Genomic DNA, 23,283 nt, shown 5'->3' with positions numbered 1-23,283 from the left:
TGGCTGTCGATCCTCAGGTTGTCGGGCGGAGCACCTGGTCCAGGCCGAGTGGGGTGGCCGGTGGCAGGGGGTCGGCGCCTTCGGCGCGGAACGCCTGGAGCAGGAGGGCCACCAGCCGCCGGGACGCGGCCAGCGCCGCCTCGGGCGAGTCGGTCACGATGCCGCTGTTGGCCATGAGGAGGAGCGTGAGGTCGTCCTGGACGAAGTCGGCCCGCAGTCGCCCGGCTTCCTTGGCTCGCCGGGTAAGCTCGGCGAAACCCCGCTCGGCGCATTCGCGTTCGTGCTCGAAGGCGATCGCGTCCGGGAACTTCGACAGGAACGCCGCGGTGAATCCACGGTCGACGGCCTGCATGGCGCACACCTTCTCGATGACGGTGCGGAAGCCGCGCCACGGGTCGGGGTCGGCGAGTGCGTCGTCGACCACCTTCGCGCACGCGTGGAGATCGTCCGCGAACACCTCGACGACCAGCGACTCCTTCGTGGGAAAGCGGCGGTAGAGGGTCGCGATCCCGACGCCGGAGCGCCGGGCGATCTCGACCATCGGCACGTCCAGTCCGAGCGTGGCGAAGGTCTCGCGGGCGGCCTCGAGGATGCGGTTGCGGTTGTGCCGCGCGTCGGCGCGCAACCCAGGTGCGTCGGCCCGCGGCCCAGACGTTTCGGCGGGCTGCCCGGGTGCGTCGGCGGGCGCGTACGGCATCTGAGGCGGCTCGGTGGACATGCCTCTCACTTTAGCCCAACCGGAGGGCCCTTTCCGGTTACCGGAATACGGCGAGTCGGGCACCATGGTGCTGTGACCGAAAGTGTGGGAACCCGCGGCAGCGCGCTCGACTCCCTGATCGAGCTGGTGGCCAGGGGTGGCGTGGTGGTGCTCAGCGGGGCAGGGCTGTCGACCGAATCGGGAATCCCGGACTACCGGGGACCCACAGGCCGTGCCCGGAAGGCCGAGCCCATGACGTACCAGCGCTTCGTCGGCAGCGCCGAGGCGCGGCGGCGATACTGGGCGCGCAGCCACGCCGGCTGGCGGCAGATCGGCCTGGCCGCACCCAACGCCGGGCATCGCGCCGTGGCCGAGCTGGAACGGCGCGGGCTGATCGAGACCATCGTCACGCAGAACGTCGACGGCCTGCACCAGGCGGCCGGAGCACGGCGGGTGATCGAGCTGCACGGCGGGCTCGACCGGGTCGTGTGCCTGTCCTGCCGCGAACGAACCCGCCGCACCGAACTGGAGAGCCGCCTGCGATCGGCCAATCCGGGCTGGGCGGCCAGCGGGCAGATCAACCCCGACGGTGACACCGTGCTCACCGACGACCAGGTCGAAGGGTTCCAGGTGGTGGACTGCGCCGCCTGCGGCGGGCTGCTCAAGCCCGACGTGGTGTTCTTCGGCGAGAACGTACCCAGGACCCGGGTGGATGAGTGCTTCGCGCTCGTCGCGGCCGCGCGGGCGCTCCTGGTCCTCGGATCTTCGCTGACGGTACGGTCCGGCCTGCGATTCGTCAGCAAGGCAGCCGCGCTCGGCATCCCGATCGCCATCGTGAACCAGGGGCCGACCGGCGGCGACGCCCAGGCCGCACTCACCCTGGACGCACCCCTCGGCGCGACCCTGACCCACCTCACCACCCGACTGTCAACTTGACCCGGCTCTGAAGGGCCCGCTTCATCTGTCAAACGGATGCGCCGCCTCGGGACGGAAAGTGATCGGCTTCGCTACGCGATCAACACCATCGTCGGCGAGATCGGCCGCTGGCGCCGCGGGGGCGGCCTTGAGCTCGTGGAAGGTCTCAATCCGATCCACGACGTGCTTCACGGTACGTGCCGGCCTTCATGGGGTGAGGGTGTGCCTCTCTCAGCGTCGCGCCTCGTCGTTCCGGGTGCGGTAGGGGTGCCGTTGGCCGGGTCGGCGCGGGCTGCGTTCGGGGAGGGGCCGGCGGTGGCGGTCGGCGAGGTGCCGAACAGGATGCGCAGCGCGGTCTTCCTGCTACTGGTGACGTGCTCGACGGCGAAGGCGGCGGCTGCCGCCGAATCGCCGGACGCGATCGCCTCGTACAGCCGGGTGTGTTCGGTGCACAGCCGTTCGGGGTCGTCGACCTGACGGAACAGCCAGTCCAGCCGACCGTGCAGGGGCTCCAGGATGGTGCCGAGGAGGTGGTTGCCGGCGATGGCCGTGATCTCGTCATGGAAGGCCACGTTGGCGTCACCGAAGTCGTCGACGTTGCTCGCCGCCGCGGCCCGGCTTGCCTTGTCGAGATGCCGCTTGAGTCGCCGCATGTCGGCCTTGCTCGCTTGCTCAGCGGCGCGGCGGGCGGTGAACGCCTCAAGCGCTTCGCGTACGTCGAAGAGTTCTTGAACGTCGGTCTGCGACAAATGCTTGACGACGACTCCCCGTCGCGGCACGACGTGGACGAAGCCCTCGGACTCGAGCATGCGCAGGGCCTCGCGCACGGGAACTCGGGATACGCCCAGTTCATCTGCGAGCTCGCGTTCGACCATCTTGCTGCCAGGCGGAAGCTGCCCCTTCACGATGCGGTTCCGGATCTCCAGCCGGACCTGATCACGCAGCGACGTATGCGCGAGACCCAGCGGCGTCTTGGGCTGACGTGACATGTTCACCCCCTTCCCTCTGGTATGCCATATCCCAGACAAACATCAATCTACCTCGAACTTCAGGCGAATACTTGACCTTCCGGAAGTTCGACCGATAGGCATACGGTATACCACCAGGAGGAGACGCTGCTGGTTCGCAACGCCCCCTGCCGGAAGTAGAGGCGTCATGAAACGGACTGGGGGTCGCCGTCGCCGCGCTCGCCACCTCGTACCTCATCCCGCGGCCCACCGCCGCCGAGATCCCCCGTCACCAATCCGCCGGCGACGGCCTGCACACCACCATCATGGAAGAGAAGGCGTACTCATGAGCCGGAAGATCATCCTCGACGTCGACACCGGGACCGACGACGCAGTAGCGATCATGTTCGCGGCGTTGCATCCGGAACTCGACCTGATCGGCGTCACCACCGTCAACGGCAACGTGCCGCTGGAGAACACCACGGACAACACGCTGCGCGTACTCGACTGGATCGGCAGGTCGCAGATCCCGGTCTTCGCCGGACTCAGCCGTCCCATCGCAAGGCTCGGCTTCCCCTCCACCAAGCACTTCGAGCGGGACTCCGACAACGACCCACACGGCAGCGCCCTGTCGATCCCGCCACCGCGCAGCACGCGCCAGGACACCGGGGCCGTCGAGTTCCTGGTCGAGACGCTTCGGGCGACAACCGAACAGATCACTCTGGTACCGGTCGGACCGCTGAGCAACATCGCCACCGTCCTCGCCATCGATCCATCCCTGACAGAAGCGGTCGACGAACTGGTGGTCATGGGTGGCGGCCATGCGGTGACCAACGTGACCGCATCGGCCGAGTTCAACATCTGGGCCGACCCCGAGGCCGCGAGCGTGGTCCTTTCCGCGGGATTCGCCCGCACCACCCTGGTGCCGCTCGACGCCACCCACCAGGCGCTGGTCACAAGAAGCACCTGCCTCAAGCTGGAGAAGTCGGGGACACCCGCCGGAATCGCCGCCTCCCGGTTCATCTCGCGGCGGATCTCCGCTTACCACGGCGTCGTGTCCGCCGAGGACGCCGCACCGGTGCACGACGTGGTCTGCACCGCCTACCTCGTCCAGCCCCAGGTCATCACCACACGGAGCGTGCACGTCGCCGTCGAGACCACCGATTGCCTTACCGTCGGCCGGACCGTGATGGACACCCGGCTCGGCGCGGCCCAGAAGCCCAACGCCGACGTCGCCTTTGGAGCAGACGCCGAACTCCTGGCGGAGCTACTGCTCGAGGTCTTCACCCATCATGGCAGCGGCGCACCCGCCTGAGCGACTCTCGCTTCCCCCTCATCGCACCCGACCGGCAAGCCGGTCGTGTGCGAACATCGCCGGGTATCGGCTCGGCAACGTCCCCGCTTTCGCGCGTTGTCGCAACCGCGGCACCCGCGGGTGTGGTGGCCGGTGGGGGTGAACGCCGCCGTGCCGAGCCACGCCGTTTCACCGGTCAGAACGGTGTGGCGCGGTCGGTAAGTGTTGCGGGTCCTGGGGTGACGTCTAACTCGTCTTTTCCGGATCTTGCCCATCGCGGACAGTTGGGAGGACATTTCACTTTTTGGAGGCCTCTCAGTGACTACCTCTCCGCTACGAATCCCGGTTCCCGGTGAGCGGGCGTCCAGCACGATTCACCGCTTTCGGGATGAGCACGGGCCAGTGGTCCCCATCGAGCTCCCGGGCAAGGTCAAAGCGTGGGCCGTGACCTCGTACGACATGGTGAACGAGGTCCTCGCCAACGACGACACGCTCTTCAGCAAGAACGCCCGGAACTGCCCCGCGCTGCACGACGGCACCATCCCTCCTGACTGGCCGCTGCGGCAGGTCATCGAGGGCGATCACCTGCTGACCCAGGACGGGGCGGACCACCGGCGGCTGCGGGGCCTCATCAACCGGGCCTTCACCCCGGCACGCGTGCAGGGTCTCGCCGCCCGCGTCCAGGAGATGACGGACGAACTCCTCGACCAGCTGCCCGACGATGGCGAGGTGGTGGATCTCGTCCGCTACTTCACCGAGCCGTTGCCGGTCAATGTGATCTGCGAGCTGTTCGGCGTGCCCGAGGAGGAGCGCTACCAGATCCGCGAGTGGACGAATGTGCTCCTGTCCCACACCGCCACCCCGGAGGAAGCCGGCACGGCCGGGGCCGGCCTGCTCGGTTACCTGGCCAGGTTCATCGACCGCAAGCGCGGCGACATGGGGGACGATCTCACCTCCGGGCTCATCCGGGCGCAGGAGGACGACGGGGACCGGCTGACCGACGACGAGATGGTGGGGATCCTGTGGCTGGTGCTGATCGCCGGCCACGAGACCACCGTGCACCTGCTCGCCAACACGGTCATCGCCTTGTGCGCGGACCGGGACCAGCTCGCCCTGGCGGGTACGCGGGACGCCTGGGCGCAGGTGGTCGAGGAGGGGTTACGCAGCCGGAACTCGGTGATCAACGTCATGTTCCGCTACCCGCTGAAGGACGTGCGCCTCGGCGAGGTGACGATCCCGGCCGGGGAGCCGATCATGGTCGGGATCGGCGGCACGGGGACGGATCCGGCCAGGTTCGGCGGGGACGCCGGGCGCTTCGACATCGCGCGCGGCCAGGAGACGCATCTGGCGTTCGGCCGCGGGCCGCACTTCTGCCTGGGCGCGCCGCTGGCCAGGCTTGAGGCCCGCATCGCGCTGTCCTCGCTGTTCGGCAGGTTCCCCGAGCTGCGTCTGGCGGTCGGGGAGGATCAGATCGTCTACAGCTCGTCGTTCATCACCGAAGGACCGACGGTGCTGCCGGTGGTGCTCGGGCCCGCCAAGGACGGAAGTCGCCGGTAGGACCTATTCGATGACGAGGGTCACCGGGATGTTGCCGCGGGTGGCGTTGGAGTACGGGCACACCTGATGCGTGGCCTCTACCAGGGCGCGGCCGGTCTCACCCTGCAGGTGGTCGGGGAGCTCGACGCGGAGCGCGACCTCCAGGGTGAAGCCGCCGTCGCCGTTGGGGGCCAGGCCCACTTCGGCGGTGACGGACGCCTGTTCGGCCTCCACCTTCATGCGCTTGGCCACCAGGGCGAGGGCGCTGGCGAAGCAGGCGGCGTAGCCCGCGGCGAAGAGCTGCTCGGGGTTGGTGCCGGCGCCGGCCCCGCCCAGCTCCTTCGGCGGGGAGAGCGTGACGTCCAGGCGCCCGTCGGAGGAGACGGCGCGGCCCTCGCGGCCCGTCGCGGTGGCAATGGCGGTGTAGAGGGTGCCCATGATCGCTCCTAATCGATTGCGTACAACTTGATTGTGCACAATTTAATTGCCTGCCGTCAACCCCGGGTATGCTGGGGTCATGAACGCGTTGCTGCTGGAGAACCAGGTGTGCTTCGCCGTGCACGCCGCGTCCCGCGCGCTCGACGGCTTCTACCGGCGCGAGCTGGCGGAGCTGGGGCTGACCTACCCGCAATATCTGGTGATGCTGGTGCTGTGGGAGCGGGAGCCGGTTACGGTCAAGGAGCTGGGAGTGGCGTTGCGGCTCGACTCCGGCACCCTGTCACCGCTGCTCAAGCGACTGGAGGCGGCCGGGCTCGTCCAGCGGGAGCGCAATGCCAGCGACGAGCGCTCCGTGGTGGTGCGACTGACCGGCGCGGGCGCGGAGCTGCGGCAGTCGGCCCTGCGGGTGCCCGAGCACGTGCTCGGCGCCACCGGGCTGCGCATGAGCGAGCTGGCCGACCTGCAGCGTACGCTCGGCCGAATGACCCAATCCCTGACCGAAGCCACCTGAGGTAGCCTCTCCGGACGAATCGTCGAACAGTCCCGAGTACCACCGGCTGGTCTGTATGAAGAATGCGGAACGCCCGCATCACCGGAGGTCGCCTTGGGGAGTACGTACACGCTCGACGTCAGGAAGACCGCGACCCTCACCGTCGGCCTGCTCATGGGAGTCTGGGTCGTCGACTACATCGACCGGGTGATGATGGCGGTCGCGCTGCCGTTCATCGGGGCGGAGTTCGCGCTCACCAAGACCGAGCAGGGCGCACTGATCACCGTGTTCGCCCTGGTCTACCTGCTGTGCCAGATCCCCGGCGGGCTGCTGGCCGACCGGGTCGGGGCACGCAGGCTGCTCGTCGTCTCGCTCGCGCTATGGTCGGCGTTCACCGCGCTGACCGGCCTGGCGTGGGGGCTGGGCGCGTTGCTGGTGATCCGGGCGCTGTTCGGCGTGGGGCAGGGGATCTTCCCCGGCGCGTCCTTCAAGGCGCTGTCCGAGCGGACCACGCCCGCCCGGCGGGCCACGGCGGCGGGCACGATGCTGGCCGCCAGCCAGCTGGGCGCGGGCCTGGCGCCGCTGGTCGTGGCGCCGCTGCTGCTGGCGTTCGGGTGGCGGCCCACGTTCTGGGTGATAGCGGCCGCGGGCGCGCTGATCGGGCTGCTGCTGTGGGCGCTGCTCCCCCCGCCCCTGCCCGCCGAGCTGAACGGCTCCGGCGACCTGACCCGCCCCGCTCCCCCGCCCGCGTCCGTGCTGCGGGCGCCGGCGGTGTGGAAGTTCGCGGCGCTGTTCTGCGCGACCAACATGCTCGGGTACGGGATGATCACCTGGGTGCCCAGCTACCTGCTGGAGGCGCGCGGGGTCTCGCTGCTGAACACGGGCCTGTACGCGGCCATCCCCGGCCTGGTGATGACCGGGACGATCATCCTCGGCGGCTGGCTGTTCGACCGCTACTTCCACGACCGGGGCCGGCTCTTCGTCATCCCGCTGCTGCTCTGCACCGCCGTGCTGCTGGTGCTGATGCTGCGCGCGGAGACCGCGGCGGGGTTCACGCTGTTCCAGACGCTGGCCATGGCGGTGGCCGGGCTGTCGATGATGGGGATCCTCGGCATGCCGGTACGCGCGCTGCCGCCCGCGGTGATCGGCTCGGGAATGGGGGTGGTCAACGTCGGCGGGCAGGTGGCGGGCGTCCTCGCGCCGGTGCTGATGGGGTGGCTGGTCGACCATTACTCCTATACCGCCGCGTTCGGGCTGCTGATCGGCACCACGGTGCTGGGCGCGCTGATCGCGATGGTCGTACCGCAGCGGGCCGACCAGTTCCACCTGACGGCCGCCTGATCAGGACACGAAGACGCCCCGCCGCGCCTGTGCGGGCGGGGCGGGGCGTCCGTGCGGGCTACTTGATCTTGTAGGCCCTGGTGATGGTCTCGGCGAACCCGTTGCCGCCTGTGTCGACGGCCTTGACCCGCAGCGAGGCGAACTTGCCGCGCGCGCTGATCGGGTGCCAGGTCTCGGCGGCCCAGGTGCCCTGGGCCGACGGGTGCACCAGCGTGGGCAGCCAGGTGCGGCCGTCGTCGTAGGAGATCTCCACGGTGAGCGTACGCAGCTTCAGATCGGGCGAGCCGTTCTGACGCTGGACGCGCAGCGGGATGCGCGCGAGCCCGGCCGCGGCCCGGTTGCGATCGTCCAGCTCCGGCTTGATCGCGAGGGTCAGCAGCGGCAGCACCTGCCGCTTGCCCGGCTGAGGCGTCTTCGACCTGAATTTCCACTCGGCACTGACCCGCGTGGACACCTGGGTCTGGGCCGGCACACGGTCGGCCGTCATGGTCAGCCGGTACTCGCTCTCCTTCGTCTCCGCGGGCGCGTCGACCGTGCCGGGCAGGTAGTCGGCGGCGTAGATCTCCTTGCCGTCCCGGTAGAGCCGGGCCTGCGGAGCGGTGTACTCGCCGTAGGAGATGCGATCGGACGTGCCGTCCTCGAAGAGGCCGGCCGCGAACTGCAGCGTGTTCTCCTCTCGCCAGGTGTAGTCGCCGCCGGGGTTGAGCGCGGCGGCGAAGACGCCGGTGTTCCACTGGTCGTCGGTCTTCGTGCCGGCGCGGTAGACGGTGGTCTTGCCGAAGAAGAACTGGTCGGTGTCGTTCCAGCCGTCCGGCGGCGTCCGGTACTGGATGAAGGAGGGATACCAGCCGGTGTCGCCGGGCGTGTAGTACTCGGTCCGGTGGAACGGGAGCGAGAACCGGGACACCTGGCCGTACGGCGTCCACGCCAGCTCCGTCCCGTACAGCACGGGCAGGGCGAAATGCTCGCCGAACTTGACGTCGTTCTGCGTGGCATAGGTGGAATTGACCTCGGCGAGGTCACGGCGGCGCGGGCGGTAGCCGGGGTCGGCGGGGATCCGCGGCTCGGCCTTCATCAGGTGGTAGAAGTACGGGCTGTCGTCGTAGCCGCCGTCGCTCTTCGGCTTGGCCCACTGCGTCCACCGGTAGTACGCGAACTTCTTGCTCACCGTACGCGTCGTCGGGATGGCCTTGATGCCCTCGACGCGGTCCGCGCCCCACATGCCGGCCAGATCGACGTCCACGCCGAGGGGCTGGCCGTCGACGAGCTGGAGCATGCCGAGCATGCCGACGGCCAGCCGCGCGGTCGGCTCCTCCGTACGTACGTCCACCGGCTTGGCCTTGCGGGCGTCGGCGGCCACCGTACGGTCGGCGTCAAGGGTGAACTCCGGATCGGAGGACATCACCAGAGTGCCGTCGTGGTCGAACATGAGACCGACGACGGTGTAGCGGTGGCCCCTGTCCAGCCTCAGGTCCAGCGTGCCGCCGGAGATGTCGTAGTTGCGCTGTTCCTCGGTGTCGAGGTCGATCACCCCGGCGAAGGCGTTCTGGACGGGCTGCCCGTCCGTGCCGGTGTAGCGCAGCTTGAGCGCGCGCTTCTCCGGCGCGACCCGCATGCCGATGCCGGTGCGTACGGAGACGTCGGCGTTCGCGGCGATGACCGTACCGCTGAACAGGCCGGTCGGGCCCGCTGTGGCGGTCACCTTGACCTGGGCGGTGCCGTGCGCGGGCACCTCCACTGTCGTGGCGCCGAGCTTGAACGGCGTCACCACCGCGCCCTTTTCGTCCTTGGCGACAACGCTCAGGTTCAGCCGGACGGCGGCGTCGCCGTCGTTGCGGTAGGTGAGCGTCTTCTCCTTGGGCGCGGGGCTGGGCAGCTCGATGTCGCCCATGCTCAGCGCGGCGGGCTCGGCGGTGACCTGCTGGGTGACGGCGCGGGCGACGTCGACGCGGCCGGAGCCCTGGACGTAGGCGCCCAGCTCGTCGCCGGGCGCGGTGGAGGCCATCAGCGCGGCCTTGATCTGGGCGGCCTTCCAGTCGGGGTGCTGCCCGGCGACTATCGCGGCCGCTCCGGCCACGTGCGGCGTCGCCATGGACGTACCGCTCAGCGCCGTGTAGGAGTCGTCTACCGGGGAGCCGGCGGAGGTGCCCGCGGCCCGCGCGGCGACGATGTTCACGCCCGGCGCGATCAGGTCGGGCTTCACCGCGCCGTCGGACGCGCGCGGGCCCGTGCTGCTGAACTGCGCCACCGTGTCGTCGTCGCGGAAGGAGGCGCCGACCGACAGCGCGCTGTCCGCGGTGCTCGGCGAGCCGACCGTCTGCGGGCCGTCGTTGCCCGAGGCGATGACGAACAGCGTGCCGTACTTCTCCGACAGGCTGTTGACGGCCTGCTCCACCGGGTCGTCGCCGGGAGTGTCGGCCTCCCCGAGACTGAGGTTGGCGACGCGGGCGCCGTTCTCGGCCGCCCAGGTCATGGCCTGGATGATCGCCGAGTCCGGGCAGTCCCCGCTCTGCACGCAGACCTTGCCGATCAGCAGCTTGGCGCCGGGGGCGACGCCCTTGTACCGGCCGTCCGACGCGGCGCCGGATCCGGCGATCGTGGAGGCGACGTGAGTGCCGTGGCCGTTGAGGTCGCGGACGTCGGGCTCGGAGGTGAAGTTCTCCGACTTGTCCACCAGCCCCTGGAGGTCGGGATGGCCGGGGTCGTAACCGGTGTCGATCACCGCGACCTTGACGTCCTTGCCGGTCTGGCCGGCCGCCCACGCCTTGGGCGCGCCGATGTGCGGGACGCTGACGTCGAGGGACAGCTTGGCCTTGCCGTCCAGCCAGACCTTCGCGGGTGCGGCCGCCGCCCTGGCCTGCTGCCCTGTCAGGGACTTCCAGAGTGTGCCGGCCGCGGCGTGGGGCTCGCTCTGGGCGATCCCGTTGATCGCGGGCAGCGGGCGCCCGCCCGCGACGCGCAGCGTGGCGGCGGCGGTCTGGTCCGGGTACGTCACGATGAGCGGCAGCGCCGAGCTGGTGGCGTCGTCGTAGCCGAGGGCGGCGAGCCGGGTGACGTTGAACAACCGGGGGTCCAGCCGGCCCGCGGCCAGCAGCGGCAGCGCATCGACGGGGACGATGCTGAGCCCGTCCTTGGACCGGCGGTGAATGAAGTTGATCTTCTCCCGGCCGGGGGCGGACTGGACGTCCAGCTGGGTCTGCTTGTCCGGGAGCGTACGGAGGACGACCTTGTCCCCGGTGAGGAGGGTGATGGTCTTGGGCGGGCCGGCCTTCGCGGCGGACTGGGCCGCGGTCGGGGTGGCCGAAGGAGCGGGGGTCGGGGTGGCCGACGGAGCGGGCGTCGGTGCGGCCTGGGCCGGAGCGGCGGCCGCTATCAGGGCCGTGATCACGACACCCAGGAGCGCGGTTCTCTGAAGCACCTCCGCTTTCTAATTCTTTGTGACTTTTGATGACAAGGTGATTTAAGTGGCCTATTGCGGCAACTGCCGGAAGTGGCCAAGATCATGGGCATGCTTGAGGACAGCCGGGCGCTGGAGGTCGTGGGGATCAGCGCGTTCGATGAGCGGATCTACCGTGGGGTGCTGGCCTGCCCCGGCATCACGGTGCAGGAGCTGGTCATGCGGAGCGGGGAGGGCGCGGGACGTATCCAGGCGTCGCTGAGCAGGCTCCGCGCCAAGGGTCTGGTCAGCCGTCTGTGGGGACGCTCGCCGCGGTGGACGGTGACGAACCCCGGGACCGCGATCCGTGCCCTGGTGCGCGGCCTGCAGAGCGAGCTGGACCAGCTCACCGACACGGCCGACGAACTGGAGGCGGCCTTCCGCACCGTCGGCCAGGACGCGGAGGAGGGCGGCCAGTTCGAGGTCCTGGCGGGCCCCGAGGAGCAGGCCCGCTGGTACGTCCGGCTGCAACAGGAGGCCAAGGAGGAGGTCCTGACCTTCGACTGCCCCCCGTACGTGCTGGACTATCACAACCCCCTGCAGACCGACCTGCTGCGCAGTGGCGTCCGTTACCGGACCATCTACGTGCCGGAGGCGTTCGACCACGCGGGGGCGCTCGACGAGGTGGGCAGCCTGATCAAGGCGGGCGAGGAGGCGCGGGTCCTGCCCCGGCTGCCGTTCAAGATGGCGATCGTCGACCGGTGGCGGGCGGTCATGCCGATGCACATGGACCCGCCGCTGACCCGCGGCGTGCTGATCAGCGGCTCCACGATGGTGGTGGCCCTGGTGGAGCTGTTCGAGCGCCTGTGGCGGGAGGCGCTGCCGGTACGCCCCGAGCTGTGGCAGGACGCGCCCGAGACGCCGAAGCCCGCCGACTCGGCGGGCCCCGACAGCGGGGAGCGGGTCGAGGCGGCGGAGCTCGGCCCCGAGGATCGGCGGCTCCTGGCGCTGCTCGCGGCCGGGCTCAAGGACGACGCCATCGCCCGCCAGCTCGGCACCAGCCCGCGCAGCCTGCGCCGCCGTCTGCGTCACCTCCTGGACCAGTTGAACGCCGAGACCCGCTTCCAGGCCGGCGCCCAGGCCAGCCGCCGCGACCTCGTGTGACCCGCGCGCCTACGAGCGGCCGGGCACGCCCGACTGGGCGACGGGCGCCCGAAGGTCAGACCTGTTCGACGGCGCGGACCCCACCGCTCGACCGGTCCCGGAACCACGCGTAGCAGCTCACGACGATCCCGGCCACGGTGACGGCGGCGCCGACGAGATACAGCGACCGCAGCCCGAACCCGCCGTCGATGACCCGGCCGCCGAGCCAGGCGGCGAAGGCCGCGGCCAGTTGGTAGGCGGACGCGTTCACCGCCATGGCCAGGGTCGGCGCCGCGGACGCGGTGGTCAGGACCCGGGTCTGCATGCCGGGAATGACGGAGAAGCCCAGCGCGCCGATCACGAAGACCAGCACCGCGGTGATCGCCGTACCGCCGCTGACCGCCCACATCAGCACCAGCGTCGCCGCGAGCACGGCGAGCAGACTGAGCTGTGACGACATCAGCGCCCGGTCGGACAGCCAGCCGCCGGCGAAGTTGCCCACCGCGGCGCCGACGCCGTACACCAGCAGCAGCACGGCGATCGCGTCGGCGGCGAATCCGGTGACGCCGGTGAGCAGCGGCGCGAAATAGGTGAACACGATGAGCAGCCCCGCGTTGCCGACCGCCGTGACCGCGATGGCGCGCCGCACCTCACCGCCGCGCAACACCCGGAGCTCGGCCAGCGCGGAGGTGCCGGGCGTGGCGTTCCGGACATCCGGTACGAAGCGCAACACCAGCAGCAACCCGAGCACGCAGCACACGGCGATGGTGACGAAGGTGGACCGCCACCCGAAGCCGTTGCCGATGAACGTGCCGATGGGCGCGCCGAGGATCATCGACAGATTCATCCCGAAAACGAGCTTGGACACGGTGGACGCCTGCTTGCCCGGCGGGGCGGTCGACGCCGCGATGACGATCGCGTTGGCGAAGAACGTGGAGGTCACCAGGGCGGTGATGATCCGGGCCGCGAAGAGGACGGCGTACGTCGGCGCGAGCGCCGAGGCCAGGTTTCCGGCGATCACCACCGAGAGGAGGACGAGGATGAGCGGCCTGCGGTCAAAGCGCGCGGTGAGCGCCGTCAGTACCGGGCCGCCGATGATCATCCCGATGGCGTAGGCCGTCACCAGCAGTCCGGCCGCCGGTATCGACACGGCCAGGTCATCGGCGATGTCCGGCAAGATCCCCGCGATCACGAACTCGCCGGTCGTGATGCCGAACACGCACAGCATGAGGGAAAGGACAGGCACGCAGTTCACCTCTAATAGTTGACTGATCAGTACAAAAAATGGGCAGCGTGATACGCGGACCACCGAACGCGGGCCTTACAGGGCCGCGAGCGCCCCTTCCACGACGTCCAGCAGGGCATTCCTGTCGTCGGTCACCTTCGCGAGCACGCGCAGGCCGTAGTACGCGCTCTGGAACGTCCGCGCCACCTGGAGCGGCGGCCGGTCGGCGGACAGTTCGCCCGTGCGCTGGCCGACCGCCACCAGGTGGCAGAGCTCCTGTTCCAGGTCGGTGAACTGCCGCCGCACCAGCGCCGCGACGTCGCCGGTGCGCCCGCTCGGCTCGGTCGCGGCGTTCAGGGCCAGGCAGCCACGCCGGCCGGGGTCGGCCAGGTCGGCGTCGATGACGCCCAGCATCATCTCCCGCAGCCGCTCCCGCACCGATCCGGGTTCGGCCAGCATCGCCAGCTGGGCGGCGCCCTTGGTCTGCGCGTATCGGCGGACCGCCTCCTCGTACAGGCGGTGCTTGCTGCCGAACGCGTTGTACAGGCTGCCGCGGCCGAGTCCGGTGCGCGCGCACAGGTCCTGGGTGGTGGCCGCCTCGTAGCCCTTCTCCCAGAACACCTCCATCGCGGCGTCCACTACGGCATGATCGCTGAACTCCCGGGGTCTGCCCATGGGCCGAAGCTAGCGGATTCTGTACAGATCAGTCAAGAACCAGGGGCGAGCCCAGCACCCGGCTCGGGCAAGCCGAACGAAGGCATCAGTCGTGGTCGCCGGTCCGGCTTTCGACCCTGACCAATACCTCGACCGGGTCGCAGTCCGGGGCGACGGCGGTCAGGCGAATGTCGCCGGGTGTGGTCGGCTTCACCACGGCGAGCGCGCGGCCCTGGTAGGTGTGGTGCTCGGTCGCGTCGAACCGTTCCTTGTTCGACGGGTCGGCGCTGCCGAAGCCGAGCAGCCTTCCGTCGCCGGAGACCTCCACGCGTACGGGCCGGTCGGCCGCGGGATGTCCGGCGTGGTGACGTGCACGCCGTCCGGGCTGATGCGGACCACCTCGCCGACGAGCAGCCAGGTGTCGCGGTAGATGCCCGCGCCGGAGTACCAGCGCGAGTCCTGATGAGTGCGGCACTCCACCCGGACCTCGTTGTTCTCCCCGAACCGCAGGAACCGGTCGGCGTCGATGAAGAACCGCGAGTATCCGTACGGGCGCTGCCCGGCGTAGTTCCCGTTGACGAACACGGTGGCGTCCCGGTAGACGCCCTCGAACTCCAGCGTGATCCGCTTGCCCCGGTGCTCCTCGGGTACGAAGAACGTCTTGCGGTACTCGTACGCGCCGCCGGGGAAATAAGCGGTCGCCGCGCCGTCCGCGGTGGCCTCGCGGTCGCGGGTGATCATCGCGTCGTGAGGTACGGTCACCGGCTCGAACGGGACCGCGATTCCGGCCAGTTCGGCAAAGGGATTGACCTTCGGACGGAACTGCCAGTTGTCGTTGAACGATGCGCGGATCACGTAGCTCCTCGGAGTGAGAGTTTCCCGGAAGATCAAGAGGGAGACGCGGTGGAGCGCCGGACGACCAGGCGGGGAATGACCGAGAAGTGCACCGCCGCCGAGCGGCCTTCGATGCGCTCGAGCAGCAACCGCCCCGCCGTCCGGCCCATGACGTCTCCGTCCTGGTTGACGGTGGTCAACGCGATGCGGGGATGGGCGGCCAGCCTGGTGTTGTCGTAGCCGGCCACGGAGACGTCGCCCGGGACGGACAGGCCGGCCTCGTGCAGCGCGGCCAGGACGCCTAGAGCCGCCTCGTCGGTCCCGGCGAAGATCGCGGTGGGGCGCGGAGAGCGGCTCAGCAACTCGCGGGCGCCGCGATGTCCGCCTTCCTCGGAGTAGGAGGTCGCGGCGACGGCGATCTCGTCGGCGAACCCGTGATCACGCATCACGCGTTCGTAGGTCTCGGCCCTGATGCGCGGCATCTGGTCGGCCGGGCGACCGTGCTCCTGCTGGAAGGTGATGTGCGCGATGCGCCGGTGGCCCAGCGCGATCAGGTGTTCCATGACGAGCTCGGAGCCGATCCGGTCGTCGTCGACGATCGAGTCGTAGGCCGGCGAGCGGTCGTGCCTGCCGAGCACCACGGTGGGGATGTCGCGGGCCACTTGCTCCAGCTGGGTGCGGCCGGCCAGCGGAGCGATCATGAGGATGCCGTCCACCTGCCGGTCTGTCAGAGCGTCCAGGGCACGTTTCTCGGTCTTGTCCTGGGTGCCGCCCTGGATCATGATCGCCTGGTAGCCGGACTCGGTGAGCTGCTCCACCAGGCCGCTCATGATCTCGGCGTAGAACGGGATCCCGATGTGCCGCAGGAGCACGCCGATGGTGTACGCCCGTCCGCGCAGCGCACGCGCGGCCGCCTGAGGGCGATAGCCCAGCTCGTCGATGGCCCGCTGGACGCGGTCACGCATGGCCTCGCTGACCCCGTAGTCGTTCCGGATGACCTTCGAGACCGCCGCCTTGGAGACCCCGGCGTATTTCGCCACGTCGGAAATGGTCACTCGTCTTCGTCGCTCAGGCGCGACCATGGGCATCCCTTCTCGAACCGAGCCCTGATGAGAACGTAGACCGGTCTATGCAAGATAGCGGAAGATCGAAACTACGAATGATCTGGCTGGTAGTAACGCCGTAGACCGGTACACATTTTTCCTTGACCTGCTCGCGACGTAACGGCTACGTTGACTCGCATTCCGGGGCCGGCACCGACGGCCACCGCCGCACCGACACATGATCGAGAGACGCATGCACACCTTCCCCGACGGCTTCCTCTGGGGCGCGGCGACCGCACCGCACCAGGTCGAGGGCGACAACGTCAACAGCGACTTCTGGGCGCAGGAGGAGCGCATGCCAGGAGCGGATCGCAGCGGCGATGCCCTCGACAGCTACCACCGATACGCCGAGGACATCCGGCTCGTCGCGGAATCGGGCCTGAACACCTACCGCTTCGGCATCGAGTGGGCCCGCATCGAGCCGGCCCCCGGGAGGGTGTCCCGCGCGGCGCTCGCGCACTACCGGCGCATGATCGACGAATGCCTGGCCGCGGGCGTCACCCCGTTCGTCACGATCCACCACTTCACCTCGCCGAGGTGGTTCGCCGAGGAGGGCGGCTGGCGCGGAGAACGGGCCGTGGACCGCTTCCGCGCCTACGTCGAGACGGCCACCTCGATCCTCGACGGCGTCGAGTGGGTCTGCACCATCAACGAGCCCAACATGCTCGCGATCATGGTGCGCGAGGCGGAGGCGACGCTCGACCCCGACTCGGGTATGGAGTGGCTGAGCCCCACGCTGGAGGCGGACACGCCCCGGCCGGCGAAGCCGGCTCCGCCGGTGGGGATCGGACGCCGTCTCATCGAGGCCCACCACGCGGCGCGGGACGCGCTGCGGGAGCGCACGGACGCTCGGGTGGGCTGGTCGGTCGCGAGCCGCGCGTTCGAAACCCGCCCCGGTGCGGAGAAAGTGCGCCGGGAGCTGGAGTACGTCTGGGAGGACCTCTACCTCGAGGCGGCGCGTGACGACGACTTCATCGGGGTGCAGGCCTACTCGGCTCAGTGGGTGGGGCTGGACGGTATCGAACCGCACCCCGTGCGCCCGGACAACACCCTCGTGCGTACGGCGTACCGCCCTGACGCCCTCGGCATCGCCGTCCGGCACACCGCCGACGTGCTACCCGACGTCCCGATCGTCGTCACCGAGAACGGCATCGCGACCGGCGACGACTCCCGGCGCGTCGCCTACACGACCGCCGCGCTCGCCGCGCTGTCCGAAGCGATGGAAGGCGGCGTGGACGTGCGGGGATACATTCACTGGAGCCTGCTCGACAACTACGAGTGGGGCCACTGGGACCCGACGTTCGGCCTCGTCGCCGTCGACCGGGAGACCTTCGAGCGCCGGCCCAAGCCGAGCCTGGCGTGGCTGGGTGGCGTCGCCAAGGCCGGCGCGCTCCAAGACGGCGGGACCTGACGATGCCCGAAGCAATCGATCGGCGCCAACTCGTGCGACGGCACAACCCCGTGCTGACGTCCGCGCACCCCGCTGACGTCCTCACGGTCGGCAACGGTGACATCGCGCTGACGGTCGACATCTCCGGACTGCAGACGTTCCCGTCCTTCCACGAGCTCGTCCCCGACCCGCACCGCGTCGTTCGCGATGGTCTGTCCGGTCTGCCGGAGCAGTACCCGCGCGTGTTCGACGCCGACGACTTCCAGATCCCGCTGCGCACCCAGTCGACCTGGGGCTGGTACGAGACGCGCACCGACCGGGAGCTCCGGCTCGAGGACGCGACCACCCTGTACGAGACGTCCCGCGGCCCGGTCCCGTACCTCGACCGCATGGGTCTCCAACGGGCCGGCGACCCCATCGCCGACGAGTTCGTCGCGGGCGCGTGGTACCACTTCAATCCCCGCCGCGCTCACCTCGGCCGCCTCGCCCTGGTCCGGCCCGACGGGACGGGGCTCGACGATCCGACCGCGTTGACCGACGTCCGCACCGAGCTCGACCTGTGGACGGGATCGGTCCGGGCCGAGTACATCCTCGACGGCGCGCGCGTCCGCGTCACCACCGTCGCCGACCCACGGGATCACCGCTTCGCGGTGCGGGTCGAGTCCGAGCTTCTGCCGCGCGGATGGGGCGTCGCGTGGGTGTTCGACGAGCAGCCGGACGACCTGGCCGCCTTCGAACTCCCGCTCGCGCAAGAGACGGTCTGGGACCGGCGGACGGAGTGCCACTGGAACGCACGGCGCACGGTGGAGGCGCTGACCTACAGCGTAGACGTCCGCACCACTGGCAGCCTGCGGGAGGAAGCCGTCGCGCGCACAGACGCCACTGTCCTCGAAGTGGTGGTGACGCTGAGTCCGGATGATGGCAGGCAGCAGGACGAAGACGGTTTCTCCACCGTCAGTCAGTCCTCGGAGACCTGGTGGGCAGAGCACTGGAATACCGGTGCCGCGGTCAGTCTCGCTGGGAGCACGGACGCGCGCGCCCCAGAACTGGAACGTCGCATCGTTGTCTCGCAGTACCTCATGGCCGTCAACAGCGCCGGCGTCACGCCTGCCGCGGAGTCCGGTCTGACGTACAACACCTGGTCGGGGAAGTTCCACCTCGAGATGCACTGGTGGCATGCGGCGCACTTCCCGATGTGGGGCCGGGGGCGACTGCTCGAGCGCAGCATGCGTTGGTATCGCGGCGCCTTGGAGGCGGCGAAGGCGACCGCCCGCCGGCAGGGGTACCGCGGAGCCCGCTGGCCGAAGCAGACCGATCCGTCCGCGCGCGAGTCGCCGAGCAACATTGGCGTCTTCCTCCTGTGGCAGCAGCCGCACGTGATCTACCTGCTGGAGTTGCTGCGTGGCGAGGGACGCGACGAGTCGTTCCTGCGTGCTCACTACCCGCTCGTCGAGGCGACCGCCGACTTCATGGCCGACTTCGCCGAGGAACGCGACGGATCGTTCGGGCTGCCGCCCCCGCTCATCCCCGCGCAGGAGAGCTACCTCGTCGACCGGGCGACGACCACCGATCCGACGTTCGAGCTGGCGTACTGGTCGTGGGCGCTCGGCGTGGCGAACGAGTGGCGAACTCGGCTCGGTCTCGAGCCGAACGAGGAGTGGGACCGGGTGGCGCGGAACATGAGCCGGCCCGCGTTACTGCCCGACGGCACATACGCCGCGATCGCGACGCCTCCGCTGCTCATCCGTAAAGATCACCCGTCCATGCTCATGGCGTTGGGGTGGCTACCGGAGACCGGCCTCGTGGACCCGGCCACGATGTCGGCGACGCTCGACTCCGTATGGGAGCACTGGGACCTGCAGTCCAGCTGGGGTTGGGACTACCCCGTCATGGCGATGACCGCGGCCCGCCTCGGCGACGTCGGCCGTGCGATCGACGCCCTCCTGCTCCCGTCGCCCAAAAACGTGTTCCTGCCCAACGGACACAATCCGCAAATGCCGGGATTTCTCACGATTTATCTGCCGGCGAACGGCGGACTGCTGGCCGCGATGGCGCACATCGCCACGGCGGTCGACCAAGGGGCAGAGCTTCCCGACGGCTGGCTGATCACCTCAGAAGGACTGGGCGCGCTCCCCCGCCCGAGCGCCATGTCCACCCCTGAATAGCTCCTCATGTACACGAAAGAGGCGAGGACCATGGGTACCAACTCCACAGCACGCGGCGCCCGTCGCCGCACCATCATCGCGGCCGGATCATTGGCGATTGTTGGGGCGCTTGCCCTGGCCGCCTGTTCGTCGTCCGGCAAATCCGCCACCGGGGACGTCGGACTGACTTTCATGAACCAGTCGCGCGGACAAGAGGCCGCGCTCACCCAACTCGCGAAGCAGTACACCACGAAGACCGGCGTCAAGATCACCATTGACACGCCCGGCCCGGTCGACTATCTGCCCAAGCTCCAGGCGAAGGCGCAGTCCAGATCCATGCCCGACATCTATTCGTCGTTCGACGCGACTCAGATGGCGCCCTTCTACAAGGCCGGCTGGGCGATGGACCTTTCCGCCCAGCTGAATGCCGGTTGGAGCAAGAACTTCAGCCCCGCCGTGCTCACGATGTCGACGTTCAAGGAAGGCAACAACCTCGGGGTCAAGCCCGGCGTCTACGCGGTGCACTGGGAGACGCAAACATACGGCCTCCTCATCAACCCGGCGCTGACCGGAATGTCGGCGAAAAAGCCGCCCGCGACGACGGCCGCGTTCATCGACGCGCTCGCCGCTTCGAACGGCGGCAAATTCTCCATCGCGGCCTCGCAGACACCGAACTTCATCCAGGCCGTCGCCTCGAACTGGCTGACGGACGCCGAGATCGAAGCAACCCTCAACGGGAAATCGACCTGGAAACAGGATGGCTGGCGTAACGCCTTCCAATTCCTGGTCGACCTGAAGAAGGCGGGCGTCATCGCGAACAACTCCATTCCCGGCGGTCAGGACGACCACCCGAACGTGGAGTCGTCCTTCTTCACCAAGAAGATGGGCGCGATCTTCGACGCCGCTCCCGGTGTCTCGGTGGGCCTGAGGACGAACCCGGAGTTCGAGGACTACTTCTCCACCGGGCTGCCCAAGGCTCCCGGAAGCGTCCACGAGCCGCGCTCGCCGGGTATCCCCGGGAAGGGCGCGGTGATCAATCCGAGGGGCGACCATCCTGAGCAGGCGCTGGCGTTCGTGAAGTGGCTGACCGAGCCCGCGCAGCAGGCGGTGTTCGCCAAGGTCGCTCGCATCCTTCCCAGCAACCCGGAACTCCTCGCCGGCGCGGACATCCCCGACCAGCTCGCGGGCTTCGCCGCCGGGGTGAAGGGCATGCAGGTCATGTCGACGACCTTCAAGCCTGACGTGATCACCGCGATCAGGGCGGAGTCTCAGCGGCTGGTGCTGGGCGAGGCGACGGTGGACGACGTACTCGCCAAGATCCAGGCGGCGCAGGATCGCACGTCATGACGACGTCGCGACTCGCGGTTCCCGTGGGGCGGCGAAGGACGCCGCACGGGAGGCGCGCCCTCCGGCGCAACCTGATCGGCTGGTTGTTCCTGGCTCCGGCCATCGCGCTCATCGGGATCTTCACGATCACGCCGTTCGCGCAGGCGATCCTGTTGAGCTTCCAGTCATGGGACGGCGTCAGCCCCGACACCCCGTGGGTGGGGCTGGCCAACTACGACTTCGTCGCGTCCGACCCGATCTTCTGGGCGTCCATGCGCAACGTCGTCTTCTTCGGTGTCGTCGGTTTCTTCCTCGGCAACGGAATCGCCCTGGTCATGGCGCTGGCCGTCAACAGCGTCGCCCGCGGCAAGACGTTCTTCCGCACCGTCTTCTACTTGCCGGGCGTGTTGTCGGTGGTGGTCGTCGGCCTGCTGTTCTCGTTCATCCTGGCCCCTGGGTCCGGCATCCTCAATCGGCTCCTGGGCCTGGTGGGTCTGGGCGCGCTCCAGCAGAACTGGCTCGGCGAGCCGGCCGTCGCACTGCCCGTCGTGGCGGCGGTGTTCGTCTGGTTTCACTGGGGATTCGGCTTCCTGCTCTTCCTCGCGGGGCTGCAGGACGTGCCGAAGGAACTGTACGAGGCCGCCGACCTCGACGGCGCGAACCGCTGGTCGAAGTTCCGGTACATCACCTGGCCACAGCTGGCTCCGGTCACGTCGATCGTGAGCCTGCTGACCCTGCTCGCCGCGCTCCAGATCTTCGGGACCGTACAGGTGCTGACCAACGGCGGACCGGGCCAGCACACGATGGTGCCGACCCTCGCGATCTACAACGAGGCGTTCGTCAACTGGCGCTACGGCAGCGCCGCGGCCATGTCGGTCATCTTCGGCGGCGCCCTCGTACTGCTGTCCGTGATCCAGCTCGCGATCACCAGGCGGAGGTCCCGCGTATGAGCAGCCGGACGACAGGAAGGGCCGACGAGATGTCCATCGCTTCAGAACCTCGTCGGAGGATGCGCCTCGACAAGGTCGGCCTGTACGGGCTGCTGGGCGTCGCCGCGCTGATCGCGCTGTTCCCCCTGCTGTGGATGCTGTCCGGATCACTGCAGAGCCTCACGGAGCTGCTCTCGAACGACAGCTTCCTGCCCGCCGACCCGCAGTGGGGCAACTACGTGACCGCGTGGGTCCAGGGCGAGCTCGGCGTCTATCTGCGCAACAGCGTGATCTACACGGGCTCCGCCGTCCTCGGCATTCTGCTGGTGTCCAGCCTCGCCGGGTACGCGCTCGCGCGACTCGACTTCGCGGGCAAGGGCGTGTTCACGTTCGTCATCCTCGCCGTGATGATCATCCCTGCGCCCGCCATGTTCCTGGCGCAGTACAAACTGCTCATCTCACTCGGCCTGACGAACAATCCCGTGGGCTATGTGCTGGTCCTGATCACCTCGGGCATCCCGATGTCGACGCTCATCATGCGCAGCTTCTTCGTCAGCCAGCCCCGCGCTCTGGAGGAGGCGGCCGCGCTGGACGGTGCCGGTCCGCTGCGCGTCTTCTGGCATGTGATCCTCCCGCTGGCACGGCCCGGCCTCGCCGCCGTGGCGGTCATCCAAGGGCTGGGGGCGTGGAACGAGTACCTCATGGCGCTCGTCCTGTTCGACGACAACTCCCTCATGCCCGTCCAGCGCGGTCTGACCGCCTTCACCTCCGCCGAGACGCCACAGCAGCAGATCCTCCTGGCCGCCACGACCATCTCGATCGTGCCGGTGGTGATCTTCTATCTGATGGCGCAGCGTCACATCGTGAAGGGCATCGGCGCGGGCGCGATCAAGTAGGCCGCGTCAGCTCCTCAGTCGGTGGGCGTCAAGCCTTGCGGCGGGAGCGGGCCAGGGCCAGCCCACCGAGGACCATGGCGATCAACCCGACCACCAGGTCCACGTAGCCCCCGACTATTCCGTAGCCGGTGCCGGGACCACCGTCGGCGGCGGCCACCACCAGCCCGCCGATGACTGTGCAGGCCAGCCCTGCAGCCAGGGCCACGATGGCTCCCCTTCTCCCGGTGCCGGTGCCGATACGACCGGCGGAGCGGGCCAGGGCCAGCCCGCCGAGGGCGACGCCGACCAGCCCCAGCAGCGCGGCCACCAAGGACCAGAGACGTCCGGCGGTCAAGGTGTAAGCATCGACGGGCTGGACCAGAACCTGCGCGGCTGCCGGTGTGGCGAGTGCTGAAATGCCGAGCAGGGCGGCTACGGCGGTGGCTAGCATGCGACGGACGAACATGAGGACCCTTTCGGTCGGATGAAGGGCGTCGGCAGCGTGTGCGGCGCGGTGACTCGGCCTGTGCCGGTCGAGGTGCCGGTGAGGGAGGGGTTTCACGGAATCGATCGTCGCGCCGTCGAGGCAAGCGCGGCCTCCGACAGCGGATGGCAGCGTCTACGCA

General features: G+C 69.2%; 22 protein-coding genes. 11 read left to right on the top strand and 11 right to left on the bottom strand.

Annotated elements, in window-relative coordinates:
- Positions 1–13: 13 nt before the first annotated feature.
- Positions 14–718: a helix-turn-helix domain-containing protein gene (locus AB0B64_RS39830; RefSeq protein ID WP_358184393.1), complete on the bottom strand. Its 705-nt coding sequence runs from the start codon at positions 716–718 to the stop codon at positions 14–16.
- Positions 719–790: 72 nt separating this feature from the next.
- Here AB0B64_RS39830 and AB0B64_RS39825 point away from each other — a divergent pair, with 72 nt between their 5' ends.
- Entirely contained in the window at positions 791–1,633 is an 843-nt protein-coding gene (locus AB0B64_RS39825) for an NAD-dependent protein deacetylase (protein WP_357953992.1), read from the top strand.
- Between the two features lie 21 nt (positions 1,634–1,654).
- Here AB0B64_RS39825 and AB0B64_RS39820 read toward each other — a convergent pair whose 3' ends face one another.
- A complete protein-coding gene (locus tag AB0B64_RS39820; protein ID WP_358184390.1) occupies positions 1,655–1,792 on the bottom strand; it encodes a hypothetical protein in 138 nt (45 codons plus the stop codon).
- An 8-nt stretch (positions 1,793–1,800) separates the two neighbouring features.
- Positions 1,801–2,601, bottom strand: a complete 801-nt coding sequence (locus AB0B64_RS39815) for a GntR family transcriptional regulator (RefSeq protein ID WP_357953996.1) — start codon at positions 2,599–2,601, stop codon at positions 1,801–1,803.
- A 304-nt stretch (positions 2,602–2,905) separates the two neighbouring features.
- Between AB0B64_RS39815 and AB0B64_RS39810 the strand changes: the two genes are divergently transcribed.
- Complete coding sequence (locus AB0B64_RS39810) at positions 2,906–3,874, top strand: nucleoside hydrolase (protein WP_358184387.1); 969 nt, start codon at positions 2,906–2,908, stop codon at positions 3,872–3,874.
- Positions 3,875–4,171: 297 nt separating this feature from the next.
- The gene (locus AB0B64_RS39805) at positions 4,172–5,410 is read left to right on the top strand and encodes a cytochrome P450 (protein WP_357954002.1); all 1,239 of its coding nucleotides are present in this window, start codon (positions 4,172–4,174) and stop codon (positions 5,408–5,410) included.
- Positions 5,411–5,413: 3 nt separating this feature from the next.
- Here the strand turns inward: AB0B64_RS39805 and AB0B64_RS39800 are convergent, their stop codons facing one another.
- On the bottom strand, positions 5,414–5,827 hold the full coding sequence (locus tag AB0B64_RS39800) for an organic hydroperoxide resistance protein (protein ID WP_358184384.1): 414 nt from the start codon (positions 5,825–5,827) through the stop codon (positions 5,414–5,416).
- Between the two features lie 79 nt (positions 5,828–5,906).
- Here AB0B64_RS39800 and AB0B64_RS39795 point away from each other — a divergent pair, with 79 nt between their 5' ends.
- Together AB0B64_RS39795 and AB0B64_RS39790 are read left to right on the top strand one after the other, a co-directional pair.
- Complete coding sequence (locus tag AB0B64_RS39795) at positions 5,907–6,338, top strand: MarR family transcriptional regulator (RefSeq protein WP_358184381.1); 432 nt, start codon at positions 5,907–5,909, stop codon at positions 6,336–6,338.
- 93 nt (positions 6,339–6,431) lie between these two features.
- Complete coding sequence (locus AB0B64_RS39790; protein ID WP_358184378.1) at positions 6,432–7,658, top strand: MFS transporter; 1,227 nt, start codon at positions 6,432–6,434, stop codon at positions 7,656–7,658.
- Positions 7,659–7,716: 58 nt separating this feature from the next.
- On the opposite strand, the gene AB0B64_RS39785 is transcribed toward AB0B64_RS39790, so the two are convergent.
- Complete coding sequence (locus AB0B64_RS39785; protein ID WP_358184375.1) at positions 7,717–11,076, bottom strand: S8 family serine peptidase; 3,360 nt, start codon at positions 11,074–11,076, stop codon at positions 7,717–7,719.
- Positions 11,077–11,166: 90 nt separating this feature from the next.
- On the opposite strand from AB0B64_RS39785, the gene AB0B64_RS39780 reads away from it, so the two are divergent.
- Positions 11,167–12,198 carry a hypothetical protein gene (locus tag AB0B64_RS39780; RefSeq protein ID WP_357954012.1) on the top strand — a complete coding sequence of 344 codons (1,032 nt, stop codon included), beginning with the start codon at positions 11,167–11,169 and terminating at the stop codon, positions 12,196–12,198.
- Positions 12,199–12,253: 55 nt separating this feature from the next.
- On the opposite strand, the gene AB0B64_RS39775 is transcribed toward AB0B64_RS39780, so the two are convergent.
- The 5 genes from AB0B64_RS39775 to AB0B64_RS39755 form a co-directional block, all read right to left on the bottom strand.
- The gene (locus AB0B64_RS39775) at positions 12,254–13,423 is read right to left on the bottom strand and encodes an MFS transporter (protein ID WP_357954014.1); all 1,170 of its coding nucleotides are present in this window, start codon (positions 13,421–13,423) and stop codon (positions 12,254–12,256) included.
- A 75-nt stretch (positions 13,424–13,498) separates the two neighbouring features.
- Complete coding sequence (locus AB0B64_RS39770) at positions 13,499–14,077, bottom strand: TetR/AcrR family transcriptional regulator (RefSeq protein ID WP_358184373.1); 579 nt, start codon at positions 14,075–14,077, stop codon at positions 13,499–13,501.
- Between the two features lie 85 nt (positions 14,078–14,162).
- A complete protein-coding gene (locus tag AB0B64_RS39765) occupies positions 14,163–14,360 on the bottom strand; it encodes a hypothetical protein (RefSeq protein ID WP_358184441.1) in 198 nt (65 codons plus the stop codon).
- A complete protein-coding gene (locus AB0B64_RS39760) occupies positions 14,267–14,911 on the bottom strand; it encodes a sugar-binding domain-containing protein (protein ID WP_357954018.1) in 645 nt (214 codons plus the stop codon). The genes AB0B64_RS39765 and AB0B64_RS39760 overlap by 94 nt, the downstream gene beginning before the upstream one ends.
- Positions 14,912–14,943: 32 nt before the next feature.
- On the bottom strand, positions 14,944–15,945 hold the full coding sequence (locus AB0B64_RS39755; RefSeq protein WP_358184370.1) for a LacI family DNA-binding transcriptional regulator: 1,002 nt from the start codon (positions 15,943–15,945) through the stop codon (positions 14,944–14,946).
- A gap of 226 nt (positions 15,946–16,171) precedes the next feature.
- On the opposite strand from AB0B64_RS39755, the gene AB0B64_RS39750 reads away from it, so the two are divergent.
- Genes AB0B64_RS39750 through AB0B64_RS39730 form a run of 5 tightly spaced genes read left to right on the top strand, consistent with a single transcriptional unit; the run spans position 16,172 to position 22,678 of the window.
- Positions 16,172–17,404, top strand: coding sequence for a family 1 glycosylhydrolase (locus AB0B64_RS39750; protein ID WP_358184368.1), 1,233 nt, complete (start codon positions 16,172–16,174; stop codon positions 17,402–17,404).
- 2 nt (positions 17,405–17,406) lie between these two features.
- The gene (locus AB0B64_RS39745; protein WP_358184365.1) at positions 17,407–19,548 is read left to right on the top strand and encodes a hypothetical protein; all 2,142 of its coding nucleotides are present in this window, start codon (positions 17,407–17,409) and stop codon (positions 19,546–19,548) included.
- Between the two features lie 30 nt (positions 19,549–19,578).
- Positions 19,579–20,874, top strand: coding sequence for an ABC transporter substrate-binding protein (locus AB0B64_RS39740; protein ID WP_357954026.1), 1,296 nt, complete (start codon positions 19,579–19,581; stop codon positions 20,872–20,874).
- Entirely contained in the window at positions 20,871–21,803 is a 933-nt protein-coding gene (locus AB0B64_RS39735; protein ID WP_358184362.1) for a sugar ABC transporter permease, read from the top strand. The genes AB0B64_RS39740 and AB0B64_RS39735 overlap by 4 nt, the downstream gene beginning before the upstream one ends.
- A gap of 59 nt (positions 21,804–21,862) precedes the next feature.
- Positions 21,863–22,678: a carbohydrate ABC transporter permease gene (locus AB0B64_RS39730; RefSeq protein ID WP_357954030.1), complete on the top strand. Its 816-nt coding sequence runs from the start codon at positions 21,863–21,865 to the stop codon at positions 22,676–22,678.
- Between the two features lie 28 nt (positions 22,679–22,706).
- On the opposite strand, the gene AB0B64_RS39725 is transcribed toward AB0B64_RS39730, so the two are convergent.
- Positions 22,707–23,108 carry a DUF6223 family protein gene (locus AB0B64_RS39725; RefSeq protein ID WP_357954032.1) on the bottom strand — a complete coding sequence of 134 codons (402 nt, stop codon included), beginning with the start codon at positions 23,106–23,108 and terminating at the stop codon, positions 22,707–22,709.
- Between the last annotated feature and the right edge of the window lie 175 nt (positions 23,109–23,283).

Source organism: Nonomuraea sp. NPDC049129 (assembly GCF_040648495.1).
Taxonomy (GTDB): Bacteria; Actinomycetota; Actinomycetes; order Streptosporangiales; family Streptosporangiaceae; genus Nonomuraea.
Note: the sequence above shows the minus strand (reverse complement) of the source record. Positions and strands in the feature narration are given on the sequence as shown.